This is a genomic window from Coprococcus sp. RTP21428st1_C9_RTP21428_210409 (assembly GCF_040227395.1).
In the GTDB taxonomy this organism is placed as follows: Bacteria; Bacillota; Clostridia; order Lachnospirales; family Lachnospiraceae; genus Coprococcus; species Coprococcus aceti.
In genome coordinates this window covers 45,605-70,591 of record NZ_JBEHVV010000005.1, presented here as the reverse complement: position 1 = coordinate 70,591, position 24,987 = coordinate 45,605, and the positions used below count along the sequence as shown (strand labels likewise).

At 42.4% G+C, this 24,987-nt stretch carries 17 protein-coding genes and 1 other annotated feature; of the genes, 16 read left to right on the top strand and 1 reads right to left on the bottom strand.

The features are described 5' to 3' along the window. From ABUA34_RS02215 to ABUA34_RS02160, 12 genes are all read left to right on the top strand, one after another. Positions 1-3,277, top strand: a 3,277-nt coding sequence (locus tag ABUA34_RS02215) for a Cna B-type domain-containing protein (protein ID WP_349822783.1), incomplete at its 5' end; no start/stop codon positions are given. Between the two features lie 174 nt (positions 3,278-3,451). Further along, positions 3,452-4,918, top strand: a complete 1,467-nt coding sequence (spoIVA, locus tag ABUA34_RS02210; RefSeq protein ID WP_022216423.1) for a stage IV sporulation protein A — start codon at positions 3,452-3,454, stop codon at positions 4,916-4,918. 122 nt (positions 4,919-5,040) lie between these two features. Beyond that, complete coding sequence (locus tag ABUA34_RS02205) at positions 5,041-5,799, top strand: segregation and condensation protein A (RefSeq protein ID WP_022216424.1); 759 nt, start codon at positions 5,041-5,043, stop codon at positions 5,797-5,799. 13 nt (positions 5,800-5,812) lie between these two features. Continuing rightward, positions 5,813-6,487: an SMC-Scp complex subunit ScpB gene (gene scpB / locus ABUA34_RS02200; RefSeq protein ID WP_173794515.1), complete on the top strand. Its 675-nt coding sequence runs from the start codon at positions 5,813-5,815 to the stop codon at positions 6,485-6,487. 101 nt (positions 6,488-6,588) lie between these two features. After that, the gene (locus tag ABUA34_RS02195) at positions 6,589-7,776 is read left to right on the top strand and encodes a D-alanyl-D-alanine carboxypeptidase family protein (RefSeq protein WP_055144391.1); all 1,188 of its coding nucleotides are present in this window, start codon (positions 6,589-6,591) and stop codon (positions 7,774-7,776) included. Positions 7,777-7,842: 66 nt separating this feature from the next. Then, positions 7,843-8,754, top strand: a complete 912-nt coding sequence (locus ABUA34_RS02190) for an NAD(P)-dependent oxidoreductase (protein ID WP_349822782.1) — start codon at positions 7,843-7,845, stop codon at positions 8,752-8,754. A gap of 47 nt (positions 8,755-8,801) precedes the next feature. Then, positions 8,802-9,383, top strand: a complete 582-nt coding sequence (locus ABUA34_RS02185; protein ID WP_015534973.1) for a dipicolinate synthase subunit B — start codon at positions 8,802-8,804, stop codon at positions 9,381-9,383. Between the two features lie 198 nt (positions 9,384-9,581). Then, on the top strand, positions 9,582-9,782 hold the full coding sequence (locus tag ABUA34_RS02180) for a type II toxin-antitoxin system Y4mF family antitoxin (protein ID WP_015534972.1): 201 nt from the start codon (positions 9,582-9,584) through the stop codon (positions 9,780-9,782). After that, entirely contained in the window at positions 9,782-10,117 is a 336-nt protein-coding gene (locus tag ABUA34_RS02175) for a HipA N-terminal domain-containing protein (RefSeq protein ID WP_022216427.1), read from the top strand. The genes ABUA34_RS02180 and ABUA34_RS02175 overlap by 1 nt, the downstream gene beginning before the upstream one ends. Continuing rightward, on the top strand, positions 10,114-11,064 hold the full coding sequence (locus ABUA34_RS02170) for a HipA domain-containing protein (protein WP_117874208.1): 951 nt from the start codon (positions 10,114-10,116) through the stop codon (positions 11,062-11,064). The genes ABUA34_RS02175 and ABUA34_RS02170 overlap by 4 nt, the downstream gene beginning before the upstream one ends. Before the next feature lie 163 nt (positions 11,065-11,227). Then, entirely contained in the window at positions 11,228-11,881 is a 654-nt protein-coding gene (locus tag ABUA34_RS02165; RefSeq protein ID WP_120123016.1) for a TetR/AcrR family transcriptional regulator, read from the top strand. Positions 11,882-11,909: 28 nt separating this feature from the next. Further along, a complete protein-coding gene (locus ABUA34_RS02160; protein WP_349822781.1) occupies positions 11,910-17,225 on the top strand; it encodes a GLUG motif-containing protein in 5,316 nt (1,771 codons plus the stop codon). A gap of 106 nt (positions 17,226-17,331) precedes the next feature. On the opposite strand, the gene asnB is transcribed toward ABUA34_RS02160, so the two are convergent. After that, a complete protein-coding gene (gene asnB, locus ABUA34_RS02155) occupies positions 17,332-19,188 on the bottom strand; it encodes an asparagine synthase (glutamine-hydrolyzing) (protein ID WP_349822780.1) in 1,857 nt (618 codons plus the stop codon). Positions 19,189-19,398: 210 nt separating this feature from the next. Between asnB and ABUA34_RS02150 the strand changes: the two genes are divergently transcribed. The 4 genes from ABUA34_RS02150 (at position 19,399) to ilvN (ending at position 24,951) form a co-directional block, all read left to right on the top strand. After that, the gene (locus ABUA34_RS02150) at positions 19,399-20,754 is read left to right on the top strand and encodes an MATE family efflux transporter (protein WP_349822779.1); all 1,356 of its coding nucleotides are present in this window, start codon (positions 19,399-19,401) and stop codon (positions 20,752-20,754) included. 109 nt (positions 20,755-20,863) lie between these two features. Then, a complete protein-coding gene (locus ABUA34_RS02145; RefSeq protein ID WP_349822778.1) occupies positions 20,864-22,174 on the top strand; it encodes a GNAT family N-acetyltransferase in 1,311 nt (436 codons plus the stop codon). Positions 22,175-22,248: 74 nt separating this feature from the next. Continuing rightward, positions 22,249-22,537: a binding site (T-box leader), on the top strand. Positions 22,538-22,638: 101 nt separating this feature from the next. Beyond that, positions 22,639-24,363, top strand: a complete 1,725-nt coding sequence (gene ilvB / locus ABUA34_RS02140; protein ID WP_022216433.1) for a biosynthetic-type acetolactate synthase large subunit — start codon at positions 22,639-22,641, stop codon at positions 24,361-24,363. Between the two features lie 81 nt (positions 24,364-24,444). Then, positions 24,445-24,951, top strand: coding sequence for an acetolactate synthase small subunit (gene ilvN, locus ABUA34_RS02135; RefSeq protein ID WP_022216434.1), 507 nt, complete (start codon positions 24,445-24,447; stop codon positions 24,949-24,951). The last annotated feature ends 36 nt before the right edge of the window (positions 24,952-24,987 follow it).

The window sequence follows — 24,987 nt, the reverse complement described above, 5'->3', positions numbered from 1 at the left end:
CTATCAGACACTTGTCAACGGATATGATATCACGAACAGTTATACGCCAGGAAAGACAAGTGTATCAGTTACAAAGACCTGGGATGATGCTGATAACCAGGATGGCAAGAGAGCTAGAAATATAAAAGTAAGACTTCTTGCCGACGGAAACGTAGTTGCAGATTCTGAGGTGGATCTCAGTGATGCCAACAACTGGAGTCATACATGGAGTGATCTTGATATCAATAAGAGTGGATCACCTATTGAATATACTGTTGAAGAGATTACATCGGTTGAAGGATATGCAACAGTTATCACAGGATCTGCGAAGACCGGTTATATCATCAAGAACAGTTACACACCAGAGACAACTTCAATAAGTGGTAAGAAGATATGGAATGATGCAAATGATCAGGATGGTAAGAGACCAGGAAAGATCACAGTAAATCTTCTTGCAAACGGAGTGAAGGTGGCTGATAAGGAAGTTACAGCTGCGAACGGCTGGAAGTACAGCTTTACAGATCTTCCAAAGTACGCAGGTGGCAACGAGATCACATACGGTATCACAGAAAATGCTGTTGAGGATTATCAGACACTTGTAAATGGATATGATATCACGAACAGTTACACACCAGGAAAGACAAGTGTATCAGTTACAAAGGCTTGGGATGATGCCGACAATCAGGACGGCAAGAGAGAGAGTTCAGTAAAGGTTGAACTCCTTGCTGATGGAACTCCTGTTGTTGGATCAGAAACAACTCTCAGTGCTGACAACAACTGGACATATACATGGGCAGGACTTGATGTCAAGAAGAGTGGTGTGAATATCGTCTACAGTGTAAGAGAGATAACCGCAATTGATGGATATACAACCACAGTCACAGGCGATGCTGAGACAGGATTCACAATAAAGAACAGCTATACACCAGAGACGACATCAGTGAGCGGCAGCAAGACATGGGATGATGCGGACAATCAGGACGGCAAGAGACCTGGAAATATCAAGGTAAACCTTCTTGCAGATGGCAGTGTATATGCTACAAAGACGGTAACCGAGGCAGAAAACTGGGAGTATAGTTTTACAAATCTTCCAAAGTATAGAGATGGTGGAATTCAGATCAAGTATTCTGTATCTGAGGTTGATGTACCAGAATATACAGGTGTGGTTACAGGTTATAATATCACGAACAGTTACACACCGGGAAAGACAAGTGTATCAGTTACAAAGAAGTGGAGTGATAACGATAACCAGGACGGCAAGAGAACACCTAGCGTAATGGTTCGTCTTCTGGCTGATGGACAGGTTGTAGCTGGCTCTGGGGTAACACTCAGCGAGGCAAATAACTGGATACATACATGGAACGCTCTTGACGAGAAGAAAAATGGACAGACCATCGACTACACAGTTGAGGAGACTACAACTATAGATGGTTACACAACAGTCATAACAGGAAATGCAGCTGATGGATATGTGGTTGACAATCAGCACACACCTGAGACGATCAATGTATCAGGCACTAAGACGTGGGTTGATGACGATGATCACGATGGTCAGAGACCAGATTCGATAACAGTTAAGCTTCTTGCAGATGGTATTGGTATAAAGAGCCTCGTGGTTACAGCAGATACTGACTGGAATTACAGCTTTACGGATTTACCAAAGTACAGAGATAATGGAACCATGATCAAGTATTCTGTATCAGAGAATGCTGTTTCGGGATACAAGGCATCTGTTACTGGATATGACATAACAAACACATACAAGCCAAATGTTATAAAACTTACCAAGACCATAAATGGAGATATTACAGCAGATGATGCAGCGGCAAATGTAACGTTCAATGTTACAAACAATGCAGGCTACAGTAAGATCATAAAGCTTACAGACTCTGAGGTGGCAAAGCTTGGAAATGGCAAGTATGAGATAACTCTTGTAAATGTGCCGGATGGTACATATACAGTTGAGGAAACATCATATGCATATGATGGAGCAGCGGTAACAGTCAGCTATACTGTGGATGGAATAGACGGTGAAGGAACAGAGGCATCCGGAATAACACTTATTGGTGGAAATACAGCCGATGTAGAGTTCGTTGATACCTACAAGCTTGGCACTGTCAAGTTCACTAAGGCTGGACTTTATAAGGAGTCATGTGCTGAAGACCCTGATGATGTAAAAATGCTTGATGGTGTAGAGTTTGCGCTCTATGAGGGTACAGATACAGAGTGTGAGAATCCTGTAATGACAGCAACAAGTGTAAATGGTGTTGTGACATTCAAGGATCTTAAGATTGGTACGTATCTTGTAAAAGAGAGTAAGACTATCGGAGATTATATTATCGATAACACAGTCTACACAGCAGAGGTAACAGAGGCAAACATTGACACTTATGCAGTGTTAAATGGTGTTCAGGATAACACACTGATAAATGATCTTCCTAGAACAGATCTCAAGATAGAGAAGGTTGCAGAGGAGAACAATGGCATAAAGCTTCCAAATTCAGTATACGGACTCTACAAGGAGAACGAGAATGGTGAGGAAGAGTTTGTCGCTAAGGCTACAACAGACAGCAACGGAGTTCTCAAGTTTGACGGTATTTTGATCGGCACAGAGTATACGATCAGAGAGATACAGGCGCCGGATGGATACTATGTATCTGAACAGCCAATATCAATCAAGTTCAAGAAAGATGAGAACGGAAAGATTACAGTTGAATCATTTGACGGTGGTTTTAATACTGACACAGGTAAAGTCACAGCCAGAGTTGATGAGAATGGAAACATTACATGGCTTGAACCTTCAGTAAAATACAGCTTTGAGAAAGTAGATGAGGAGGGTGTTCCTGTAAAGGGCGCAACACTTCGACTCGAGGATGCTGATGGAAAACTCATTGATGAGTGGGTAACAGATGGCAGTGCGCATGAAGTCAACAATGTACTTGTAATTGGCAAGATCTATGCACTCATAGAGGTTAAGGCTCCTTCGGGCTATGACAAGGCTGATGATATACTGTTCACAGTTTCTGATGATAAGGTTGCAGCTGGCGAGGATATTGTTGTTACTATCACAATGGTTGATAAGAAGACAACAACGACCGAGACTACGGAAACCACAGAGACAACCGAGACAACACAGACAACTGAGACTACTGAAATAACAACAGAGGACAAGAACAAGCCGGATACTGGTGACAGAGCTCCTGTTGTACCAATAGCAGTTGTGCTCTTAATAAGTCTTGCCGGATGCGGTGTTATTGTGGCATCTAAAAAGAGAAAAGATAATCAGAGCAGCAAGTAATACAAAGCTGTGACATGTCCCCCGGGAATATCACCTTATATGGTGGTATTCTGGGGGATTTTTTTGTTCATAAAACAGCAGTTACATTCATATGCTATATATAGAAAATGACCGTAGATCTATTGTGTTTACAGTAATATAATTATGTAAATAAATAGCATGTCAGGAGGATGTATGGAGGAGTATCAGGTATATCAGGATATCAAGGCGAGAACAAACGGAGAAATATACATCGGCGTAGTTGGACCGGTGAGAACAGGAAAATCCACATTTATAAAAAGATTTATGAACCAGATGGTTATTCCTAACATTTCAGGGGAAAATGACAGGCAGCTTGCACAGGATGAACTGCCGCAGTCGGCATCAGGAAAGACCATAATGACGACTGAGCCGAAATTTATACCAAAGGAAGCTGTATCAATCAATGTTGCTGACAATCTGGATATGAAGGTAAAGATGATCGATTGCGTGGGATATGTCGTCAAGGATGCCGAGGGTCAGTTTGAGGATGGCAAGGAGAGAATGGTGAGAACGCCGTGGTTTGACTATGACATTCCGTTTTCCAAGGCGGCGGAGATAGGCACAAACAAGGTTATAAATAACCATTCAACTGTTGGGATTGTTGTGACCACGGATGGCAGCTTTGGTGAGCTTCCGAGGGAGAGCTATCTTGAAGCTGAGCAGAAGACTGTTGATGAGCTGAAGGCCATTGGGAAGCCATTTGTCATTCTTCTCAACACCGACAAACCATCCAGCAGTCAGACAGCCGCGCTCTCGGCAGAAATGAGCGATACATATGGTGCAAGTGTTATTCCGGTAAACGTGGAGCAGCTCAGAGAATCGGATATTACATATATTTTTACAGAACTTCTTATGAGCTTCCCTGTCACATCTATATATTTTGAGATACCGAAATGGCTTGAGGTTGTCGATGATGACAATGAGATCAAGAGCAGCGTTATATGTGATGCAGTCCAGATAATGGCGGCTGCAGACAGCCTGAGGGATATCGATCATATGGACTACCCTGAGAATGAATATGTCAAGAGATATAAGTGTTCCAGCATAAATATGGCGGATGGATGTGTGAATATAGACGTCGATATCTACGATAATTATTATTACGCAATGCTGTCAGATATGATGGGCGCAGATATAACAAACGAGTACGATTTTATCACTGAGCTCAAATCCATGGCAGATAATCGTAAGTATTGTGTGAGTGTCATGGGAGCGCTTGAGCAGGTGAACAATGGAGGTTATGGCCTCGTTATGCCGGATAAGTCGAATGTCCAGCTCGGAAGTCCTGAGGTTATAAAGACCGGAGGAAAATTTGGAGTGAAGATATCGGCAAGCGCGCCATCGGTACATATGATCAAGGCGAATATCACCACCGAGATCATGCCGCTTGTGGGAAGCAAGGAGCAGGCGGATGATCTTGTCACATACATATCTGACAACAGCGATGATGGAGATATGTGGGGAGTTAATATATTTGGCAAGACCATAGAACAACTCGTTGACGATGGACTTAACAACAAAGTCAGCAAGATAGGTGCGGAGAGTCAGCAGAAGCTTCAGAATACCATGGAGAAGATCGTAAATGACGGAAATGGCGGAATGGTGTGCATAATAATATAAGATTGCATATTTATGGCAGGCTATGTTAAAATGTCTAAGGTGTTCTGGTGGATGCCTTAGACATTTGATTGTCCGGGCATGGAACATTATGGTGGTTATCAATTCAGGATGGAGACGTACATATGTCTGCGATAGATGTAAAGCTTAATGTATTTGAGGGCCCACTGGATCTTCTTTTGCATTTGATAGAGAAAAACAAAGTCAATATATACGATATTCCGATCGTCACTATCACAGAGCAGTATCTGGAATATGTGAACAATATGGAGGAAGAAGATCTTGACGTCATGAGCGAATTTCTGGTCATGGCGGCGACTCTGATCAAGATCAAGTCCAAGATGCTCCTGCCGAAGGATGAGGAGGATCCTGAGGATGAAGAGGATCCTAGAGAAGAGCTCGTCAGACGACTGCTTGAGTACAAGATGTACAAGTATGCTGCCGGTGAACTGAAGGATCTGGAGATTGAGGGAAACAAGGCATTTTTCAAGAAGGCGACCATACCGGCTGAGGTGAAGAATGTCAAGCAGGAGGTCGATCCTTATGAGTTGATCTCCAAGGCTGATGTGGATCTCCAGAAGCTCAATGAGATATTCAAATCGGTTATGCGTAAGCAGGTCGACAAGGTAGATCCGATACGAAGCAAATTCAAAGAGATCGAGAGGGAGGAGATTTCCCTTGAGGAGAAGATGGCGGAGGTAAGAGAAGAAGTCAGAGGACTGGAGGGCATAAACTTCAGGACACTGCTTGAGATGCAGGCATCAAAGATGAATATCATAGTCACATTCCTTGCCATACTTGAGCTTATGAAGATAGGCGCAATAGCGATCAGACAGGAAGATATATTCGGAGAGATAATCATTGATTCTCTGGATACTATATAGAGATGAGGTAACGATGAATAACGAAGATTTACAGAATGAGGAAATAGATGAAGTAAATACCCCTTCAGAAGAGAATGAGGAGGCCAGGACGGACAAGGAGTACAGTGACGATTATCTCACATCCGCCATCGAGGCTATACTTTTCTCAGTGGGTGAGTCTGTATCGATCGACAGACTTGCCTCAGCTCTTGAGATGGACAAGAGGAAGCTTACAAAGCAGCTTGAGGGTATCATATATAATTACAACAACAACGACAGGGGTATCAGGATCATAGATCTTGACGGTTCGCTTCAGCTCTGTACGCGCAACGAATACTATGGAATTCTCGCCAAGGTTGTCAATACACCGAAGAAGCTTTCCCTCACGGATGTTGTTCTTGAGACTTTGTCTATAATTGCATACAAACAGCCGATAACAAGGCCCGAGATCGAGGCTATAAGAGGAGTTTCATGTGTACATGCCATAAACAAGCTCATAGAGTACAATCTCGTGCAGGAGGTTGGAAGACTTGATGCTCCTGGACGACCTATCATGTTTGGAACAACAGAGGAATTCCTCAGATGCTTTGGAGTGTCATCGACAAATGATCTTCCGATGATAAGCCCTGATAAGATAGAGGACTTCAAGAAAGAAGCGCTGGAGGAAGCAGATTTCACGCTCAGTGTAGATACGACATCCGAAGAATAACAGACATGTTCCTGTAATATAATATCATGACCAATATTATGAGGATATGACGGTATATGTATATGTTTTCTACAGGAAAAAGATCACGCATAAGGCGGTTTATGTTGCTTGTTGCAGCCTGGACTGCAGCAAGTCTGGTAATACAGTTTCTCGTTGGTAACAATATATTTATAAAAGCGTATGCTGAGGAAGACAATACAGCGGATGTACAGCTATTTGCCAGAAATGCGATTCTGCTGGATGGGGAGACTGGAGATATACTATATGACAAATGTAGTGATGAGCACAGACCCAACGCCAGCACGACCAAGATACTTACATGTATACTTGCAATCGAGTGCGGGAATCTGGCGGATGATGTGACAGCTTCATCCTATGCATCCAAGATGCCTGAGGTCAGACTTGGGGTTCGTGACGGCGAGAAGTACACACTTGAAGACATGTTGTACGCCATGATGCTCGAGAGCTACAACGACGCCGCTGTAGTCATAGCGGAACATATCGGTGGCAGTGTACAGCACTTTGCGGAGATGATGAACGCAAAGGCTGAGGAGATAGGCTGCCATTCTACATATTTTATCACGCCAAATGGTCTGGATGCCCAGGACGAAAATGGCGTCCATGGCACCTCTGCGGAGGATCTTGTCAGGATCATGAGGTATTGTATTCTTATTTCACCCCAAAAGGATGAATTTCTGAAGATTACCCGAACAAAATCATACACATTCACTGATAATACCGGAAATAGAACATTTGCATGCATTAATCACAATGCATTTCTCGATATGATGCCATGCGCATTGTCAGGAAAGACCGGCTTTACCTGCGATGCTGGATATTGCTATATAGGAGCTGCGGAGGTTGAGGGACATACATATATATGGGCTCTCCTTGGCTGCGGATGGCCGAATAATAAGACTTATAAATGGAAAGATTCCAGGGCACTTGTGGCATTTGCGCAGGAACACACCATATACACGGAGCTTAAGGCGCCTGCTTCGCCTGACATCAGGATAACATATTCATCGGGCTCGTCGGCAGATGGAAGCACAGCGACAAAATGCAGGCTGAACAGGACTGTGACAGCATCTGAAGGTAGTATACAGTATGTATACAAAGTCGCGGATACATTAAAGGCACCTGTGCATAAAGGCGCTGTGGCCGGTTCGCTTGAAGTGTACCTGGACGATGAACTTATAGATGTTGAGAATGTTATTGTGTCCGAGGAGATAGCAGATGTGACATTTAAGGATGAGATAATAAAAGTTTTATATCGTGCTGCAATGTAACATTTGCCTGGCACAGGCATATCCTAAATTATCAATAATATAAGGGCGGTGCACTGAGGTATGGATATGGATTGTGTATACTACGTGGTAGGCGGTGACAGGAGATGCTGCTATATGTCTCTCAGTCTGGCGGAGAAAGGCAGTAATGTGTTTCATTTCGATCCATATGATGCCGATCTGCTGAGACATTCGCCGGTCACCATTATTTCGGGGGCTTCAGGAGTGGGCTTTCGCAGACTGATAGAGGGCGAATGTGCGTCTCCATCTGTAGAAATGCTGAAAGCTATCATTCTTCCTGTGCCTGTTACGAGGGATGGTGAATTTGTCAACGGCAGAACCCTTCTCACCGTGAACAGCATTCTGGAATGCAGCAAGGAATTTGACATTGTGTTTGGAGGCGGGATAGGCAAATATATGTCTGATACAAACGAAAATAGTCCTTATGTATTTGATTTTCTTGCAGATGATGTTGTGGCCGAGAGAAATGCAGTTGCAACCGCGGAGGGGGCAGTCTGCGATGCGGAGGAGCTGTCTGATATTAATATAGACGGAAGCGTATGTCTGGTGACGGGATTTGGCAAATGTGCCAGGGTTCTTGCCGAAAGGCTTGCATCCTGGGGAGCAGATGTAATAGTTATGGCAAGACGTCCAAAGCAGAGGAGTGATGCGGCGCTCATAGGCTACAAGGTTATGTCATTTGAGGATATTCCGATATATAAGCATATACTGTCAGAAGTGGATTTTTGCTTCAATACAGTACCTGCGAGAGTTGTATGTGAAGATATCCTGTCTCTGCTCAGCAGACATGCGGTTGTAATAGATATAGCATCTATGCCGGGAGGGGTGGATTTTGATTATTGCAAGGAACATGATATTCCTTATAAACACAGCCTGGGAATCCCGGGTAAGCTGTCTCCAAAGACCTCGGGGATGATTCTTGCCGATGCAGTGATAGAGGCAGTGTCGGCTCACCGCTGAAATGGATTTGTATGAACTGACGCTTAATAAATAGGAGTGTATATAACATGGATTTATCAAAGTGCAATGTAGGTATGGCTATAACCGGTTCATTTTGTACCTTTGATAAGATTAAGATAGAAATAAAGAAAATGGTTGAGATGGGAATAAATGTGTATCCGATATTCTCGCCTCACTCCGCAGAGTACGACACAAGATTTGGAAAAGCTGACAAATTCGTAAATGACGTTGAGACGATAGCAGGGCGAAAGGGTATTTACACTATACAGGAGGCTGAGCCTATAGGTCCCAAGGCCTATCTTGATGCGCTGGTCATAGCACCTTGTACCGGAAACACCATCGCCAAGCTGACAAATGGAATAACAGACACATCGGTTCTCATGGCTGCGAAGGCACATCTGAGGAACAACAAGCCGCTCATCATATCGGTTTCGACAAATGATGCCATGGGCATGAACTTCAAGAACATCGGTCAGCTCATGAATATGAAAAATATTTATTTTGTTCCATTTGAACAGGATAACTGTGTGAAGAAACCCAATTCACTCATAAGCAGACTTGATCTCATCCCAGCCACCATAGAAGAGGCTCTTGAGGGAAGACAGATACAACCTGTGCTCATAAAATAGTTTTGTACACCCGATGGGGTATAATGTTATCAGTAATAATGATTATTATACCTTATCGGGTGTAATTTTGTTTCGTATCATATGTTTTATACCCGTTATGGTATAAAACTATTAAATCCAATTGAAATTATACCTTATCGGGTGTAATATGTAAGGAGAATAGCGTATAAGAAGAATCACGTATAAGAGGTAATAACGATGAATAAGATAGCTGAATTTATAAAGACTAACAGAAAAGAAGCGGGTCTTACACAGGAAGAATTCGCAATAAGATCAGGACTTGGGCTTAGATTTGTCCGCGAACTAGAACAGGGGAAAGAAACTGTGCGTATGGACAAGGTCAATGAAGCTCTTGCAATGTTCGGCATGGAGGCGGTTCCAGGGAGAAAGGATGATTGATGGTGGATAATACTTTTAGAACGGCTTATGTATATATAAGAAATGAATTTGCGGGAATTTTATGTGAGACCGACGAGGGATATACATTTTCTTACGATGAAGAATATCTTGATAGAGAAAATGCCAGTGCTGTATCACTTACCATGCCATTGTCGAAGGACATGTATCGATCCAAGACTTTATTTTCTTTTTTTGATGGACTCATCCCCGAGGGCTGGCTGCTTGATGTGGTCAGTAGAAATTGGAAAATAGATGTAAGGGACAGGTTTGGATTGCTGCTTGTTGCATGCCGCGATGCGATAGGCAATGTAAGTGTCAGGGAGGATCGCATATGAATTGTTTGTGCTGTGGAAAAACTTTGAAAAATGACGACGGAACAGGCTGGCATAAAGCTTGTGTGAAGAGATTTTTTATGACGACTAAGCTGCCAGACATAGATATAGATGATCAGAAACTAAAAGTTCTTGCAGAGGAAAGTATAAACAAGGGGTATACGGTTCCGGGTGTACAGAAGAAACTGTCGTTACACCTGCTTTCTGAACCAGGTAATCCAAGACTTACATTGGTAAACTACCCAACAGGATATATACTTAAACCTCAGGTTGATCAATTTAAAGCGATGCCTGAAGCGGAGCAGCTTGTGATGTCTATGGCTGATATGATAGGAATTTCAACGGTGCCGCATGCATTGATCAAAGGAAATGGGCAGATGGCATATATTACTAAAAGAGTGGATAGGATATTCGAGAAAACAACTGTTGAAATGCTTGCAATGGAAGATTTCTGTCAGTTGGACTATCGTCTTACACAGGACAAATATAAAGGTTCATACGAGCGATGTGCAAAGATCATAGAAAAATATTCAAGTCGTGTAGGTCTGGATATGGCAGAATTCTATATGAGAATTGTATTTTCTTTCGTGACTGGCAATTCCGATATGCATTTGAAGAATTTTTCGCTTATTGAAACAGAGGTGGGAAGCGGAGATTATGTTCTCTCACCAGCCTATGATCTGCTGCCGGTAAATGTTATCATGCCTGAGGATACAGAGCAATTGGCGATACCGATGAATGGGAAAAAGAGAAATGTGAGAAGAAAAGATTTCCTTATATTTGCTGATGTATGTGGTTTAAGTCGGATATCAGCGGAGAAGATGATAAGTTTGGTAGTTAAAAATAAGGATAAAATGAAAAAGATGTGTGACGAATCTTATATACCTGAAAAAATGAAATCAGACTTCGATCATTTGATTGAGGAAAGAATGCTGATTTTGGCAGATTGATAAAAATTTAATATAATACGAAATCCCAGTAGTTACTTACTATCGAAATGTGATTCGAAATGTGACTTCTGGGATTTTTGTTGACTGACATAAGATAGTCCTGTAAAATATTTATTGTGAGACAGGGAGTATCACAATATAACTTTGGAGTTAAAAGTAATATATGAGAGATCCGGAAAAACTGAAAGAGGAAATGGACGAGCGCAATAGAAAGATCCTTGACGTTGCATTTGAACTGTTCGTAGACAAGAAGATAGAGGCGGTGAGTATGGGAGATATCGCAAGGGCTGCCGACGTGGGAAGGGCTACATTGTTCAGGTACTATCCAAGTAAGCTTGAGCTGGTCATAGCGGTATGTGCTGATCAGTGGAAGAGATATCTGGATGGCCTGGACGCGAGAAGACCTATATCGTCTGTACATGACATACCAGCCATAGACAGACTGAGATTTACCATGGACAGTTACATAGACATGTATCAGAACCACAAGGCGCTGCTGAAGTACAACGATAACTTCAACTACTATGTAACCCATGAGGGCAAGAACAATGATCAGCTTGTAGATTTTCACAGCTCACTGTATTCGGTGGATACCAGACTTCACATGATGTACGAGAAAGCGAGGGTGGACAAAACTATCCGGACAGACATACCGGAAGCAGAATTCATGCGTGTCACCGTCCACTCCATGATGACGGCCTGCGCTCATTATGCGGAGGGCTTCATATGGGGATCGGACGACAACAAGGATTACACGGACGAGCTTATAATGATCAAGGAGATGATACTTGATTACGCAACTAAAGGGATAAAATAACAGAGTTAAATAGAAGCGGAGGAATGATATGAGAAAGGGATTAATATTTAAGAAGGGAATTATAATTGCGCTTGCTGCAGCGGTGGTTACATCGCCTGCGCCGGTGATGGGTGTAAGCGGCTGGGGAGTGATGAATGCTAAGGCAGAGGAGACTACAACGGAAAAAATACCCGAATATTTATTGATGGGCTCAACACGACTTATTGATAATGGGGAATTTCAAGATGATGGAGTTTCTGGTAATGATGACACGATATATCAGGGAACCAATTGGTACTATGACATCACGAGGAATCAGCTTGTACTGGAAAATGCGTATATTTCTGGAAACATTACGATTCAGAACGGTGATCTTTCGATTATGTTATCCGGAACAAATACTATGAGATCAGATATGGTGATTCAAAGTATTTTAACAGAAAGCGGAATTGTGCCTACATTAGAAATAAATGGTAACAATCAGAATGAAAGTCTAAGTTGTGGAAAAATCAGTGCAGATGACTTAGGCTCAAATAATAATAATATAAAAATTATAGGAGCAACGCTGGAGACTTCCCAAATTGAATGTAGCGGCAGCTTAACGATTGAAAATAGCCATGTGGTAGCAAATGAGGAGGATCATTCAAACGTAATTAGTGGTGATAAAATTAATATAGTAGACAGTTATGTTGAAGCGAAAGCAACAACAGAACGATACGAAGGTGAGGTAATTAGATCAAATCAACAAATTAATGTATCAGGAAGCCAGATCGTGGTTAGCCGTGCTTTAGCCTGTCAAGAACCTGTATTAAGTGATTGTGACTTCAGCAACTCTGTCATCACAAAGCAATGGAACGACATTGAGACCGGTGATGATGTAACGAAAACATATGTATATGGTAAAGCCGCTTTAAAAGAAGATTTAACGATTGCAAGTGGAGAAAGCATAGAATTTGAGAGTAGTGCAAGCATCACCAATCTGGACAAGCTTATTGTTGAAGATGGAGCCACAATTCTGGTAGATGGAGCTGAACACAAACATAATACAAACGGTGATATTACATACATTTGGCAAGATGACAAAGAACATACAAAAGGAGTAGCATGCAAAGACTGTCCGATCGGATATGTGACTAAAGAGACGGAAGCACACAATTATAATTCGCAGGGATTTTGTACAGATTGCGACGCATATCAGCCGGCGGTGCTCACTACGGACAAGTATGATATTAATGAGGACGGGACAAAGGATGCGGTTTACGAGATCAGTAATGCAGGTCAGCTCTACTGGTTTGCCGGACTTGTAAATGGCACACTTTCAGGCGTAGCGCAGAATAAATCAGCCAATGCAGTCCTGACAGCGGATATTGTTGTGAATGCAAATGTTCTGAAGTCGGATGGAACCTTGAATGAGGGAACATTTAAGGAATGGACACCGATTGCAACTAGCGCAAGTCCATACACTGGTATATTTGATGGACAAAACCACACAATCAGTGGATTGTATTTCAATCAAGAGAATAGTTATGATGTAGGATTGTTCGGTCGTAACAATGGTAAGATTGCCAATGCAGGTATTTTGGATTCTTATTTCTATGGTACCAGCAAGGTAGGAGGCGTGTGTGGAAATAATTATACCGGAACTATCTCAAACTGTTATAATACCGGCAGCGTTAGTGGTATAGGAACAGCAGGAGGCGTGAGTGGATATAATTATACCGGAAGCATCACAAACTGTTATAATACCGGAAACGTCAGTGGTAGTAGCGGTTTTGTAGGAGGCGTGAGCGGATATAATAGTAAAGGAACTATCATAAACAGTTATAATGCCGGCAGCGTCAGTGGCTTAGAATATGTAGGAGGCGTGAGCGGAATTAATTATACCGGAAGCATCACAGACTGCTATAATATCGGTAGCGTCAGTGGTAGCGAAGGTAATGTGGGAGGTGTGAACGGATATAATGACGGAGGAACCATCACAAATAGTTATAATGCCGGTAGCGTCAGTGGTACAGAACGTTATGTAGGAGGCGTGAGCGGATATAATGACGGAGGAACCATCACAAACTGTTATAATACCGGTAGTAGTGTTAGTGGTAGTGGATATGTAGGAGGCGTGAACGGACGGAATCAAGGAACTATCACAAACTGTTATAATACCAGTAGTGTCAGTGGTAAAGAACGTTATGTAGGAGGTGTGATCGGACGTAATGAATCCAATGCAACCATCACAAACTGTTATTATGACAGCGCTATTTATACTGGAAATGCGATAGGCGCGAATGACGGAACCACTGAAAAGGTTGAAGGTAAAACGATAGAGCAATTCAAAACAGGTGAAGTTGCGTATCTCCTGCAGAACGGTCAGTCAGAAGAAATCTGGGGACAGACCATCGGAACAGACACCTATCCTGTATTACATGGTCCGAAGGTATATAAGAGCATAACTTATATGGGCTGTAACGATTCATCTGAAATTGCCTCGGTGTCATACAGCAATGAGAAAAAGGATGTATTTGGCAAACATAACTTCGAGGATGGCATATGCAGATACTGCGGTGAGAAACTTGCAGCGACAGTCACAAAAGGTGATGAGACTATATCCTGTGTTTCACTGCCAGAAGCAATAAGTTATGCCGAAAACATGCCGGACAGTGTTGTCACCGTTATGGAAGATACAAATACAGCTCTTGATATAAACAATCCCGATTCTGATTTTACTATAGACATAAATGGACATAAGACAGATGATATTGATGTAAAAAACGGAAAAATAACGATAATTGATTCTAAGACGGGAGGAGACGTAAAAGGTCATTTAGATATAAAAAAAGATTCAACAGTAACAATTGGTAATGTAAAAATTTCGGGAACGATACATGCTATGGGTCAATTGATACTAAATGGTGGAGATATAAACAAGATAATTCTAGCTGATGAAACAATAAAATTATACTTTAACAACAGTGATATAAAAATCAATGACGGAATATATTTGTATGGAATATACGGAGAAAAAATAATTATAAATGCAGAGCCTCATAATGTTATTCCGATTGTTCTGGATGGAATAGGTGTACAACAAGGTGCTGCATATGCTGTAGCAGGTGATGGCATTGCGTTAAAGTCAGATTGGTTCAACGCATCATCAGATGATTCTATAATTGATCTGTCAACAAGTATAGAAGATAATAAGCTTAGAATTGGAGCATTGCTGAACGATAAAGTATATGCAGAGTTAGATGAAAATAAAAACATCATCTACTCCGGAAGTGAGTTAAAACCATCTGTAAAGGTATATTATAATTGGGACAATATGTTTTCTGTACAGCTAAAAGAAGGCTCAGATTATAATGTAACGTATTCCGACAATATCAACGCTGGCACAGCGACTGCGATTGTAACAGGAATCGGTGCTTACTCAGGAACAAAGAACGTGACATTTACCATTGAGCCAAAGAAGATCAGCAGTCCAACATTTGACGGACTTAAGCCTGAGTACACATACACAGGACAGAAGGTAGAGCCTGAGTTTGCTCTTATGGACGGTGAGACAGTCATTCCTTCAAGCGAATATGAAGTATCTTACAGTGATAACACAGAAGTTGGAACAGCGACGATAACCATCACGGATGCCACGGGCGGAAATTACGATATAAACTGCAAGGCTGAATTCGATATAGTTAAAGCTGATCCGGTTATAAGTGAACTTCCGGTGGCAGATCCGATAAGTTACGATCCACACAAAACCTTAAATGAAGCAAGCATTTCGGGCGGAGCCGTAATCGGAGTTTCAGGAGAAAACATAACCGGAACATGGAGCTGGGCTGATGATTCTGTAGTACCATCGGTGGACGTTACAGACTATGATGTCATATTTACCCCAGATGACCAGAAACATTACAATTCAGTCAGGGGAACTATTCAGTTGAATGTATCAAAGGCCGATGTAGAAGTAGTTGAATTACCAGCGGCAAGCGGAATAACATACGGTGACAATCTTGCAAAAGCTGTTATATCTGGAGGAAGAGTGTCCTTTGAGGGTATTGATCAGGTTGAGATACCGGGAACATTTGCATGGAAGGATGATTCCATAAAGCCGTTTGTATCTGACAGTGACAAGACGCTGTATACCGTTGTATTTACGCCGGCTGACAGTGTGAATTACAACACAGCAGAAATTGAGATCACGGTAAATGTGAGCAAGGCTGCAATGCCGAATCTGCTGTTAAGTGTAGATAATACACATAAGACCGTTGGAAGTATTGCACTTCCGGGAGACTGGACATGGCTTGATGCTGATACATCGACTGCGATAAAGGCAGGCGGATTAGTGGAGGCAACCGCTGTATACGTTGGCGATGACAAGGAAAATTATGACAGCACAGAGCTGAAGATAACCATCTACAGAGCGGCATGTTCAGAAGGTGAGACTGTAAAGTATACACTAAAAGGAGAGAAGGCTCCGACCTGCACAAAGGCAGGAACTGGACATACAGAGTGTTCAATCTGCGGTGATGTCATGAGCACAGGTGTATATGTAAAGGAACTTGGACATAAGTGGAATTCTGGTAGGGTGACAAGGAAACCTACATACACGGCGACAGGTGTGAAGACATTCACATGTACCGTGTGCAAGACTGCGAAAACAGCAAGTATTGCCAAACTTGCAACAACAGATATAAGCAAGAAGACAAGCAAGATCACTGTTTCCGGAATAGAGAACAAGATCTACAACGGAAAGGTACATACCCAGAAGTCTCTTGTTGTCAAGGCTGGTGCAAAGACACTTAGACTGAACAAGGATTACACTGTAACCTACAGCAAGAACAAAGCGGTTGGCAAGGCAAGCGTGACCATATGTGGTAAGAATGCATATTCAGGAAAGATAACAAAGACATTTACCATAGTAAAGGCTGCCAAGGGAAAGACATATACAGTTGGGAAGTTCAGGTACAGAATAACCGGAGCAAAGGCAGACGGCACTGGCACAGTTGCAATTGCCGGAACAACGTACTCAAGGTCAGATAAAAGATTTGCATCACTGACCATCGCAGATACTGTCGTTGTAGGAGATGTAAGGTTTAAGATAACATCTGTAAGCGCAAATGCATTCAGCAGATACACTGCTCTTAAGAATGTCACTATCGGCAACAATGTGACAAGCATAGGGGCAAACGCATTTTTATCATGCAAAAACCTTAAGAAGATGACGATAAAGTCAGCTAAGCTTAAGAGTGTTGGAACGAAAGCCTTCAGTGGAACATACAGCAAGGTTACATTTGTTCTGCCAAAGAGTAAAGCAGCTTCATACAAGCAGCTTATAAAGAAGGGCAGTCCTTCTGCGAAAGCAATCTATAGATAACAAATATATAAATTGCCTGCAAAAACAAGACTTTCAGACCTCTTGTACATGCAGCGTATTCGCCATTTTCGATACGCCACATGTATACAGAAGGCTGGAAGTCTTTTTATATGTCAAGGACAATGGCATATTTTCTCAACCAGTGATCAATCTGGAGAAGATATGCCATCATCTGAGGTCCTGCCATGAGCTGACCGAACCAAGGTCTGCCGTAATCCTTTGGCGCATTTATGAAACTTTTCACATATTCTCTGTCGATGAGAGGCAGAAGAGGACTTTCCGGATCGTTTAGCACACAGAGAAGCCTCTTTGCAAGCTCCTGCTCATAATGAGGGTCATATGACTTTGGATAAGGGCTTTTCTTTCTGTACATGATCTCGTGCGGTACATAATCCTTCATGGCTTCCCTGAGAAGCTTTTTCTCACAGCCTTCGGAATATTTGTACTCCCATGGAACATTGAACACATAATCAAGTATTCGTGGATCTGCAAATGGAACTCTCGCCTCAAGTCCGCTTGCCATGCTTGTTCTGTCCATTCGGTCAAGCAATGTCTGCATGAACATCCTGATATTCAGATAAGATATCTGCCTGCGACGCTTTTCTGTGTCGGATTCCCCCGGGAGAAGATTGATCTCGGACAGGAGAGAATTGTATAGTGATGACACATATCCCGGTATATCAAGACTATCTCTGATGTCCGGCGACAGTACTGAGAGCCTTGGCGACAGATCCTTCATCCATGGAAATGTGTCTGAAGACAGCAGTTCATCCCTGTAGAACCATGGGTAGCCTCCGAATATCTCATCTGCACATTCTCCGGTCAATACTACTTTGTATTCCTTTGCCACAAGTGAGCAGAAGTAGAGAAGGGAAGAATCCACATCCGCCATAGTCGGCATATCCCTTGATTCCACGGAAGTATACAGATAGTCTGCAAGATCACTATAATTGCAAGTCAGATATGTGTGGTCTGAACCTATGTGGGCTACCATCATATCTACATATGGTCGATCCTGCTCTGGCTGGAATGCATTTGACTTGAAATATATGGAGTTGTCCTTGAAGTCAAATGAGAATGTGTGAAGCTGCTTTCCCTGCTCCTTAAGTTTTGCGGCGCATACGCTGCTGACGATTGATGAGTCGATGCCCCCCGAGAGAAATGTACATACAGGCACATCCGATACGATCTGTCTCTCTATACTGTCCTTGACAAGATAACGGACTTTTTCCACAGTGTCTTCATAGCTGTCAGTGTGAGGATTGCTGGTTATGCGGTAATATGTGAAGTCTGTCATTCCGTAGGGTGAGAATTTCATGAAATGTCCCGGCTTTACTTCGTCTATATTCTGAAATACTCCACAGCCTGGAGTCTTGGACGGCCCGATTCCGAACACCTCACATAGTCCCCGTGCATCAATGACAGGCCTTATACCTGGATAGTAGAGCAGGCCTTTGATCTCTGAGGCGAAGACAAGTGTTCCGTCATCAGTTACTGAGTAGTACAGCGGCTTCACACCGAAGTGATCCCTGTACAGATATATGGTCTGGATATGTTCGTCATATATCGCAAATGCAAATATTCCGTTCAGCCTGTGAACAAAATCGGGACCGAAGTGAAGAAAACAGTTGAGAATAACCTCTGTGTCCGAAGTTGTATCAAATGTATATCCAAGGGCGAGCAGCTCCGATTTCAGTTCCTTTGTGTTGTAGATCTCGCCGTTGTACACTATGTATATAGTATTTTCGCCGATGACCTTTTTCATAGGCTGTTCGCCTCTTGCTACGTCACGTATGGAAAGTCTTGTGTGTGCCATTCCACAGTGCGATGACAGCACTGTATTTTGTGCATCCGGACCTCTGTGAGCAAGTGCCTTATTCATGTCGTTCAATATGTATGAGTATCGTTCATGTTCGGTATTGAAATCCCTGTTGGAATTATAGAATCCTGCGATGGAACACATATATTTACCTCTTTTTGTGGTATCTATATATTATATTGGGGAGTTGATTTTATAGAACTTTTATATAATACTATAAGTTTGATGCAAGATATGTTAAGTATTGATATAATGTATCATATTTGTTTTTTGTGAGTATGAACACAAAATCGGCAATAAACATCATGACATTTGAACCTACAAAATATTGATAAAAGAAAGAGAAATACTGCAATGAAAAACACTTTAATAAAGACTAACAAAAAATACCTTCCGGGACTGTTAAATATCGCGGTTCCGATCATGCTGAGCAATCTGATATCACAGCTTCAGATGCTTATAGACAGAATATTTTTAGGACACGTAAACAGCATGTACATGAGCGCACTTGGCAATGTGACTTCACCGATGTGGACCACCATGTCGTTCTGTTTCTCCATCGTGACAGGAGCGTCTATACTGATAAGTCAGAGCGTTGGTGCAGGAGATACCGAACACATAGAGGAATACTCCGGTGCCATGGTGAAATACAATAATATCATACCGATACTGTTATTTTTCTTCTGGACATTCTGCGCTGAATTTGTATTCAGACTCATGGGTGTGTCAGACGGCCTGATGCCGATGTGTCTTGATTATTCCAGGTATTATGCGCCCGTATTTTTGATAACAGGACTGGGCGGTGCATTCAGCGTTATACTCCAGACATCAAACTATACCAAACCACTTGTCGTATATGGAATATTAAGATCTGGTGTGAATATACTCCTTGACTGGGTTATGATATTTGGAAGATTTGGGTTCCCAGCCATGGGGATAAAGGGGGCAGCCATAGCGACGACAATAGCGGAGTACTCTGGACTTATATTTGCAGTGATATTCGTGGTATCAAGCAAGAAACTTAACACTAAACCATCTATGAAATGGGTAGTAAAGGCACATATAAAGCCGTATCTTTTGTCGGCAAAGCTGGGAGTGAACACAGCTCTTGAGGATTTTGCATGGAATCTTGGTAATCTGCTGCTTATAAGGATTCTCAACGCCATAAATGAGATGGCTGCCGGAATTTATTCCATCATATTCAGTGTCGAGGTCCTGGCGGTTGTCATCATTGGAGCGATAGGAAACGGTACAATGACGCTAACCGGTGAGGCAAAAGGAAACAATGATCTGAGTAAATACAAGGGTGTATGTGTCTGTGCGTATGGCTTGTGTATAGTAGTTGGAATCATCACACTCGGTGTCTGTCTTGCGTTTCCACAGCAGATCATATCACTTTTCACCAACGACAAGAGTATAATTGCATCGTGTGGGATATATCTGATCTTTATCAGTATCAATCTGTTTGCCAAATCAGCAAATATAGTGGTTGGCAATGCGATCAGGGGCAGTGGCAATACGATATGGATGCTCATAACACAGCTGTTTGGTACGGTGTGGGTGGTTTCTGTGGCGCTTTTGTTTGTGTTTGTCCTTAAGCTTGGAATAGCAGGTGTCTTTCTTGCAGTCATAGTGGACGAGATCGTTAGATCTTTTATCAATCTCGGCAAATATCTGAGGATAGTGAAAAACTGGGAAAGCACAGACTGAGGTAAAAAGGCTGAATTAGCTAAACAGTGGGTGCGACATTCAGTGGCATATATAATTTAGAATAGACGTATCAGAAAAAGAAAGTCTTATATGAAAGGGGATATATGATTTGATTTTAGAAACTAATAGGTTAATATTACGTCACTGGCAGGAGAGTGACGCAGATATATTATTTGAATATGCAAGTGACCCTGATGTGGGACCTATAGCTGGCTGGCCAGTGCATGAGAGCAGGGAGTACAGCCTTGATGTGATACGGAATGTATTTAATGGGCCGGAGTGTTATGCTGTGTGTCTGAAGGACAGCGGCCTGGTTGTCGGTGCCATCGAATTACTGTTAAATGGAAGGACAGATATGACAGACCGCGATGACGAATGTGAACTCGGATACTGGATAGGAAAGCCTCACTGGGGCAACGAATACGCACCGGAGGCGGCCAGGAGACTCATAGAACATGGATTTCTTGATCTGGGCATGAGAACAATATGGTGCGGTTACTACGATGGCAATTCCAAGTCCTGCATAGTACAGGAAAAGCTTGGATTTGTGTTTCATCATACCTGTGATGAAGTGGATGTGCCTCTTTTGAATGAAATCCGGATAGGACATACGAATATTATGACGAGAAAACATTGGCTGTGTGGAAAGATGAAGAATTCACTGTATGATCAGCTGGCCAGGGATTACTGCTGTGATGCGGCTGATATATATTCCAGTGACAATATATTTTCTGAATACAGACAGATAGAAGGACAAAGACGGTTCAAAGGACAGGAAAAGTGCCCACTCAAAATAGCTGTGGTAAATGGCAAGCTGCTATTTACCGGTAGGAGAGAGATTGTAGAAGAATGCAGAAAACGCTATGAGAATGCATCTGGCAAATGGTTCATGGATATAGAGAAATTTCGTGAGCTTGACAGTATTCTTTCCAGATGCGGATGCAAATTGAAATCTGCCCACCCATTTTACCTTCCGACGAAACTGAGCGAACAGGCAGCGAGAAAAGATAATACAGATAAAACCGTTGATTCGATGATAAAAGAAGATTTTAACCTTGTCAGATATACGGGGGATGAGATCCTGCAATTCAAAGGAGATGACAGATGGGATGAAGCTTTCTGTTTTGATGATAACACTCCTGATGTGCTAGCTGTGGCTGCTGTATCAGATGGTGAGATCATTGGTATGGCTGGCGCAAGCGCTGACAGTGACGACTTCTGGCAGATTGGTATAAATGTTGTTCAAGATGCTGAGGGAAGGCATGTGGGTACATCGCTTGTATCTGAACTGACCAAGGATATACTCAGGTGTGGCAAAATACCATATTATGGCACAGGAATGTCACATATAGCCTCCCAGAGAGTTGCCGCTGCGGCAGGTTATGATGTGTTCTGGTTTGAACTGCTGGCGGGCAAGTAAAAGAATCGTTGACACATCTTCATGTTAATGATAAAATAATCACATCTAAGGGTCGTAAAACGACCGGGAAATAGTCAAATGCTATGACGAGGAGGAGTACATGCATCCCCCCGATCAACAGAGAGAAGACGGTGGTGAGAGTCTTCATCAGGAATGTGTGGAAGGTAGCCTTCGAGCAGTGGATTGAAAGATTGCAGCATACATATTTGTCGGCTGTTGTCGAGTAGGTTTCAACGGTTTTCCCCGTTACAGGAATAAGATATTAATAATGATTACAGTGATAATTTATTATAGTATCTGATAAGTGCAGACATTTGTCTGAATTTAGGTGGTACCACGGATATGAACATATTCGCCCTAAGCGTAAAACAGTTGCGCTTAGGGCTTTTTCTATGCATGGGGTGCATATATACATCCCGAGGCGTAAGTTTAGATTATCATGAACTTTACAGGAGGTATAAGATATGGAGATCAATGGAGCAAAGATGTTTGTAAAAGCGTTGCAGGAAGAGGGGGTAGACACTCTGTTCGCATACCCTGGTGGAACGGCGATAGACCTGTTTGATGCGTTGTATGATGCAGAAGGTATCGATATGATACTTCCAAGACACGAGCAGGCGCTTGTCCACGCAGCAGATGGATATGCACGTTCAACAGGAAGAGTTGGAGTGTGTCTGGTAACAAGTGGTCCGGGTGCGACAAACCTCGTAACGGGAATTGCCACAGCCAACTACGACAGCGTGCCACTGGTATGTTTTACAGGACAGGTTCCAATGAATCTTATTGGAAATGATGCTTTTCAGGAGGTTGATATAGTTGGAATCACAAGAAGCATATGTAAGTATGCAGTCACAGTAAGAAAGAGAGAAGATCTTGCAAGGATCATTAAAAATGCTTTTTACATAGCAAGAACCGGAAAGCCAGGTCCTGTAGTTGTTGATATTCCTAAGGATATACAGCTTGCCATGGGAAGTGACGAGTATCCTACAGAAGTAAATATCAGAGGTTACAAGCCTTCAGAGGGTGTACATGTTGGACAGATCAAGCGAGCCCTTGCGGAGCTTAAGAATGCAAAAAAGCCTGTGTTCCTCTGCGGCGGCGGAGTCAATATCGCACATGCGAGAAAAGAAATGCAGGAGCTTGCAGAGAAGACCGGTATACCTGTAGTTACTACAATTATGGGTAAGGGTGCTATTCCTACTGACCATCCACTCTATGTCGGTAACATCGGTATGCATGGTAACATGGCATCCAACAAGGCTATCATGGAGAGCGATGTACTTTTCTCCATCGGATGTAGATTTAACGACCGAATAACAGGTACTATAGATACATTTGCCAAGAATGCCAAGATCATACATGTTGATATAGATGCAGCGTCCATATCAAGAAATATAAAGGTAGATATACCTATCGTTGCTGATGCCAAGGTTGCCATATCCAAGATGCTTGAATATGCAGAACCTCTTGATATCAAAGGCTGGGTGGATGACATTATGAATGTCAAGGCTGAGTATCCTATCAACATGAACAGATATGATGGTGTGACCCCTGAGGCTATCATCAGAACCATAAACGATATGTACAGCAATCTCATCGTTACAACTGATGTTGGACAGAATCAGCTCTGGACAACGCAGTACATTGATATAGACGAGAACAAACAGCTCTTAACTTCTGGAGGTCTTGGAACCATGGGTTATGGATTTCCTGCTGCCATAGGCGCAAAGCTTGGCAACATGGATAAAGATGTTATCTGTATATCCGGAGACGGCGGAGTCCAGATGAACATTCAGGAGATGGCTACAGCTGTTGCGCTTGAGCTTCCTGTTACCCTCTGTATACTGAACAACGGCTATCTCGGCAATGTACGCCAGTGGCAGGAGCTGTTCTTCAATAAGAGATACAGCAGTACATGTCTCAGATACAGAAGAAGATGCAACAGAGACTGTCAGAATCCGGATAAATGCTGTCCAAAGTATTCTCCTGACTTTGTAAAACTGGCAGAGAGCTATGATGCAAAGGGCATCAGAGTTACAAAGCCTGAGGAAATCAGGCCGGCATTTGAGGCTGCCAGGGCAAATACAAACGGACCTACAGTTATAGAATTCTTCATCGATCCTACGGCCAACGTATTTCCTATGGTTCCGGGTGGAAAGTCACTGAATGACATGATACTTGACTGCTGATATTGATAAATTGATTTTATATTGGTAATAGAATGTACATATATAGATTTGTATATTATCCAGATGAAAGGAGTATATAGAATGAGCGTAAAGAAGAGATGGATATGCCTGTTCGTAGAGAATGAGGTAGGTGTACTTGCAAGAATTTCAGGTTTGTTTTCAAGCAAATCATACAATATAGATACTATAACCGTTGGAGTAACCGAGGATGAGACAATATCCAGAATGACCATCGGTTTCACCAGTGATGACAGGACATTTGAGCAGGTGAAAAAGCAGCTCAATAGAAGTGTTGAGGTTATCAAGGTCGTCGACTACACAGATATTGCAATCCACAACAACGAGATCTTATATGTCAAGGTCAATAGCTGCTCAAATGAAGATAAGGACGAGGTGTTCCGAATTGCAAATGCATTTGGCTATAAGATAACAGATTATAATAAGAAATCTGTGCTTGTAGAGTGTGTCCAGACGGATGCAAAGAACGACAATGCCATAAAGCTGTTCAAGGAGAGCTTCCCTAACAGGATAGAAGTTGTAAGAGGCGGCAGTGTTGCAGTTGAAGCGATAAGCATGTCGGACAGATAGTATGACCAGAAAATAACTGTCAAAATGATATTGCTG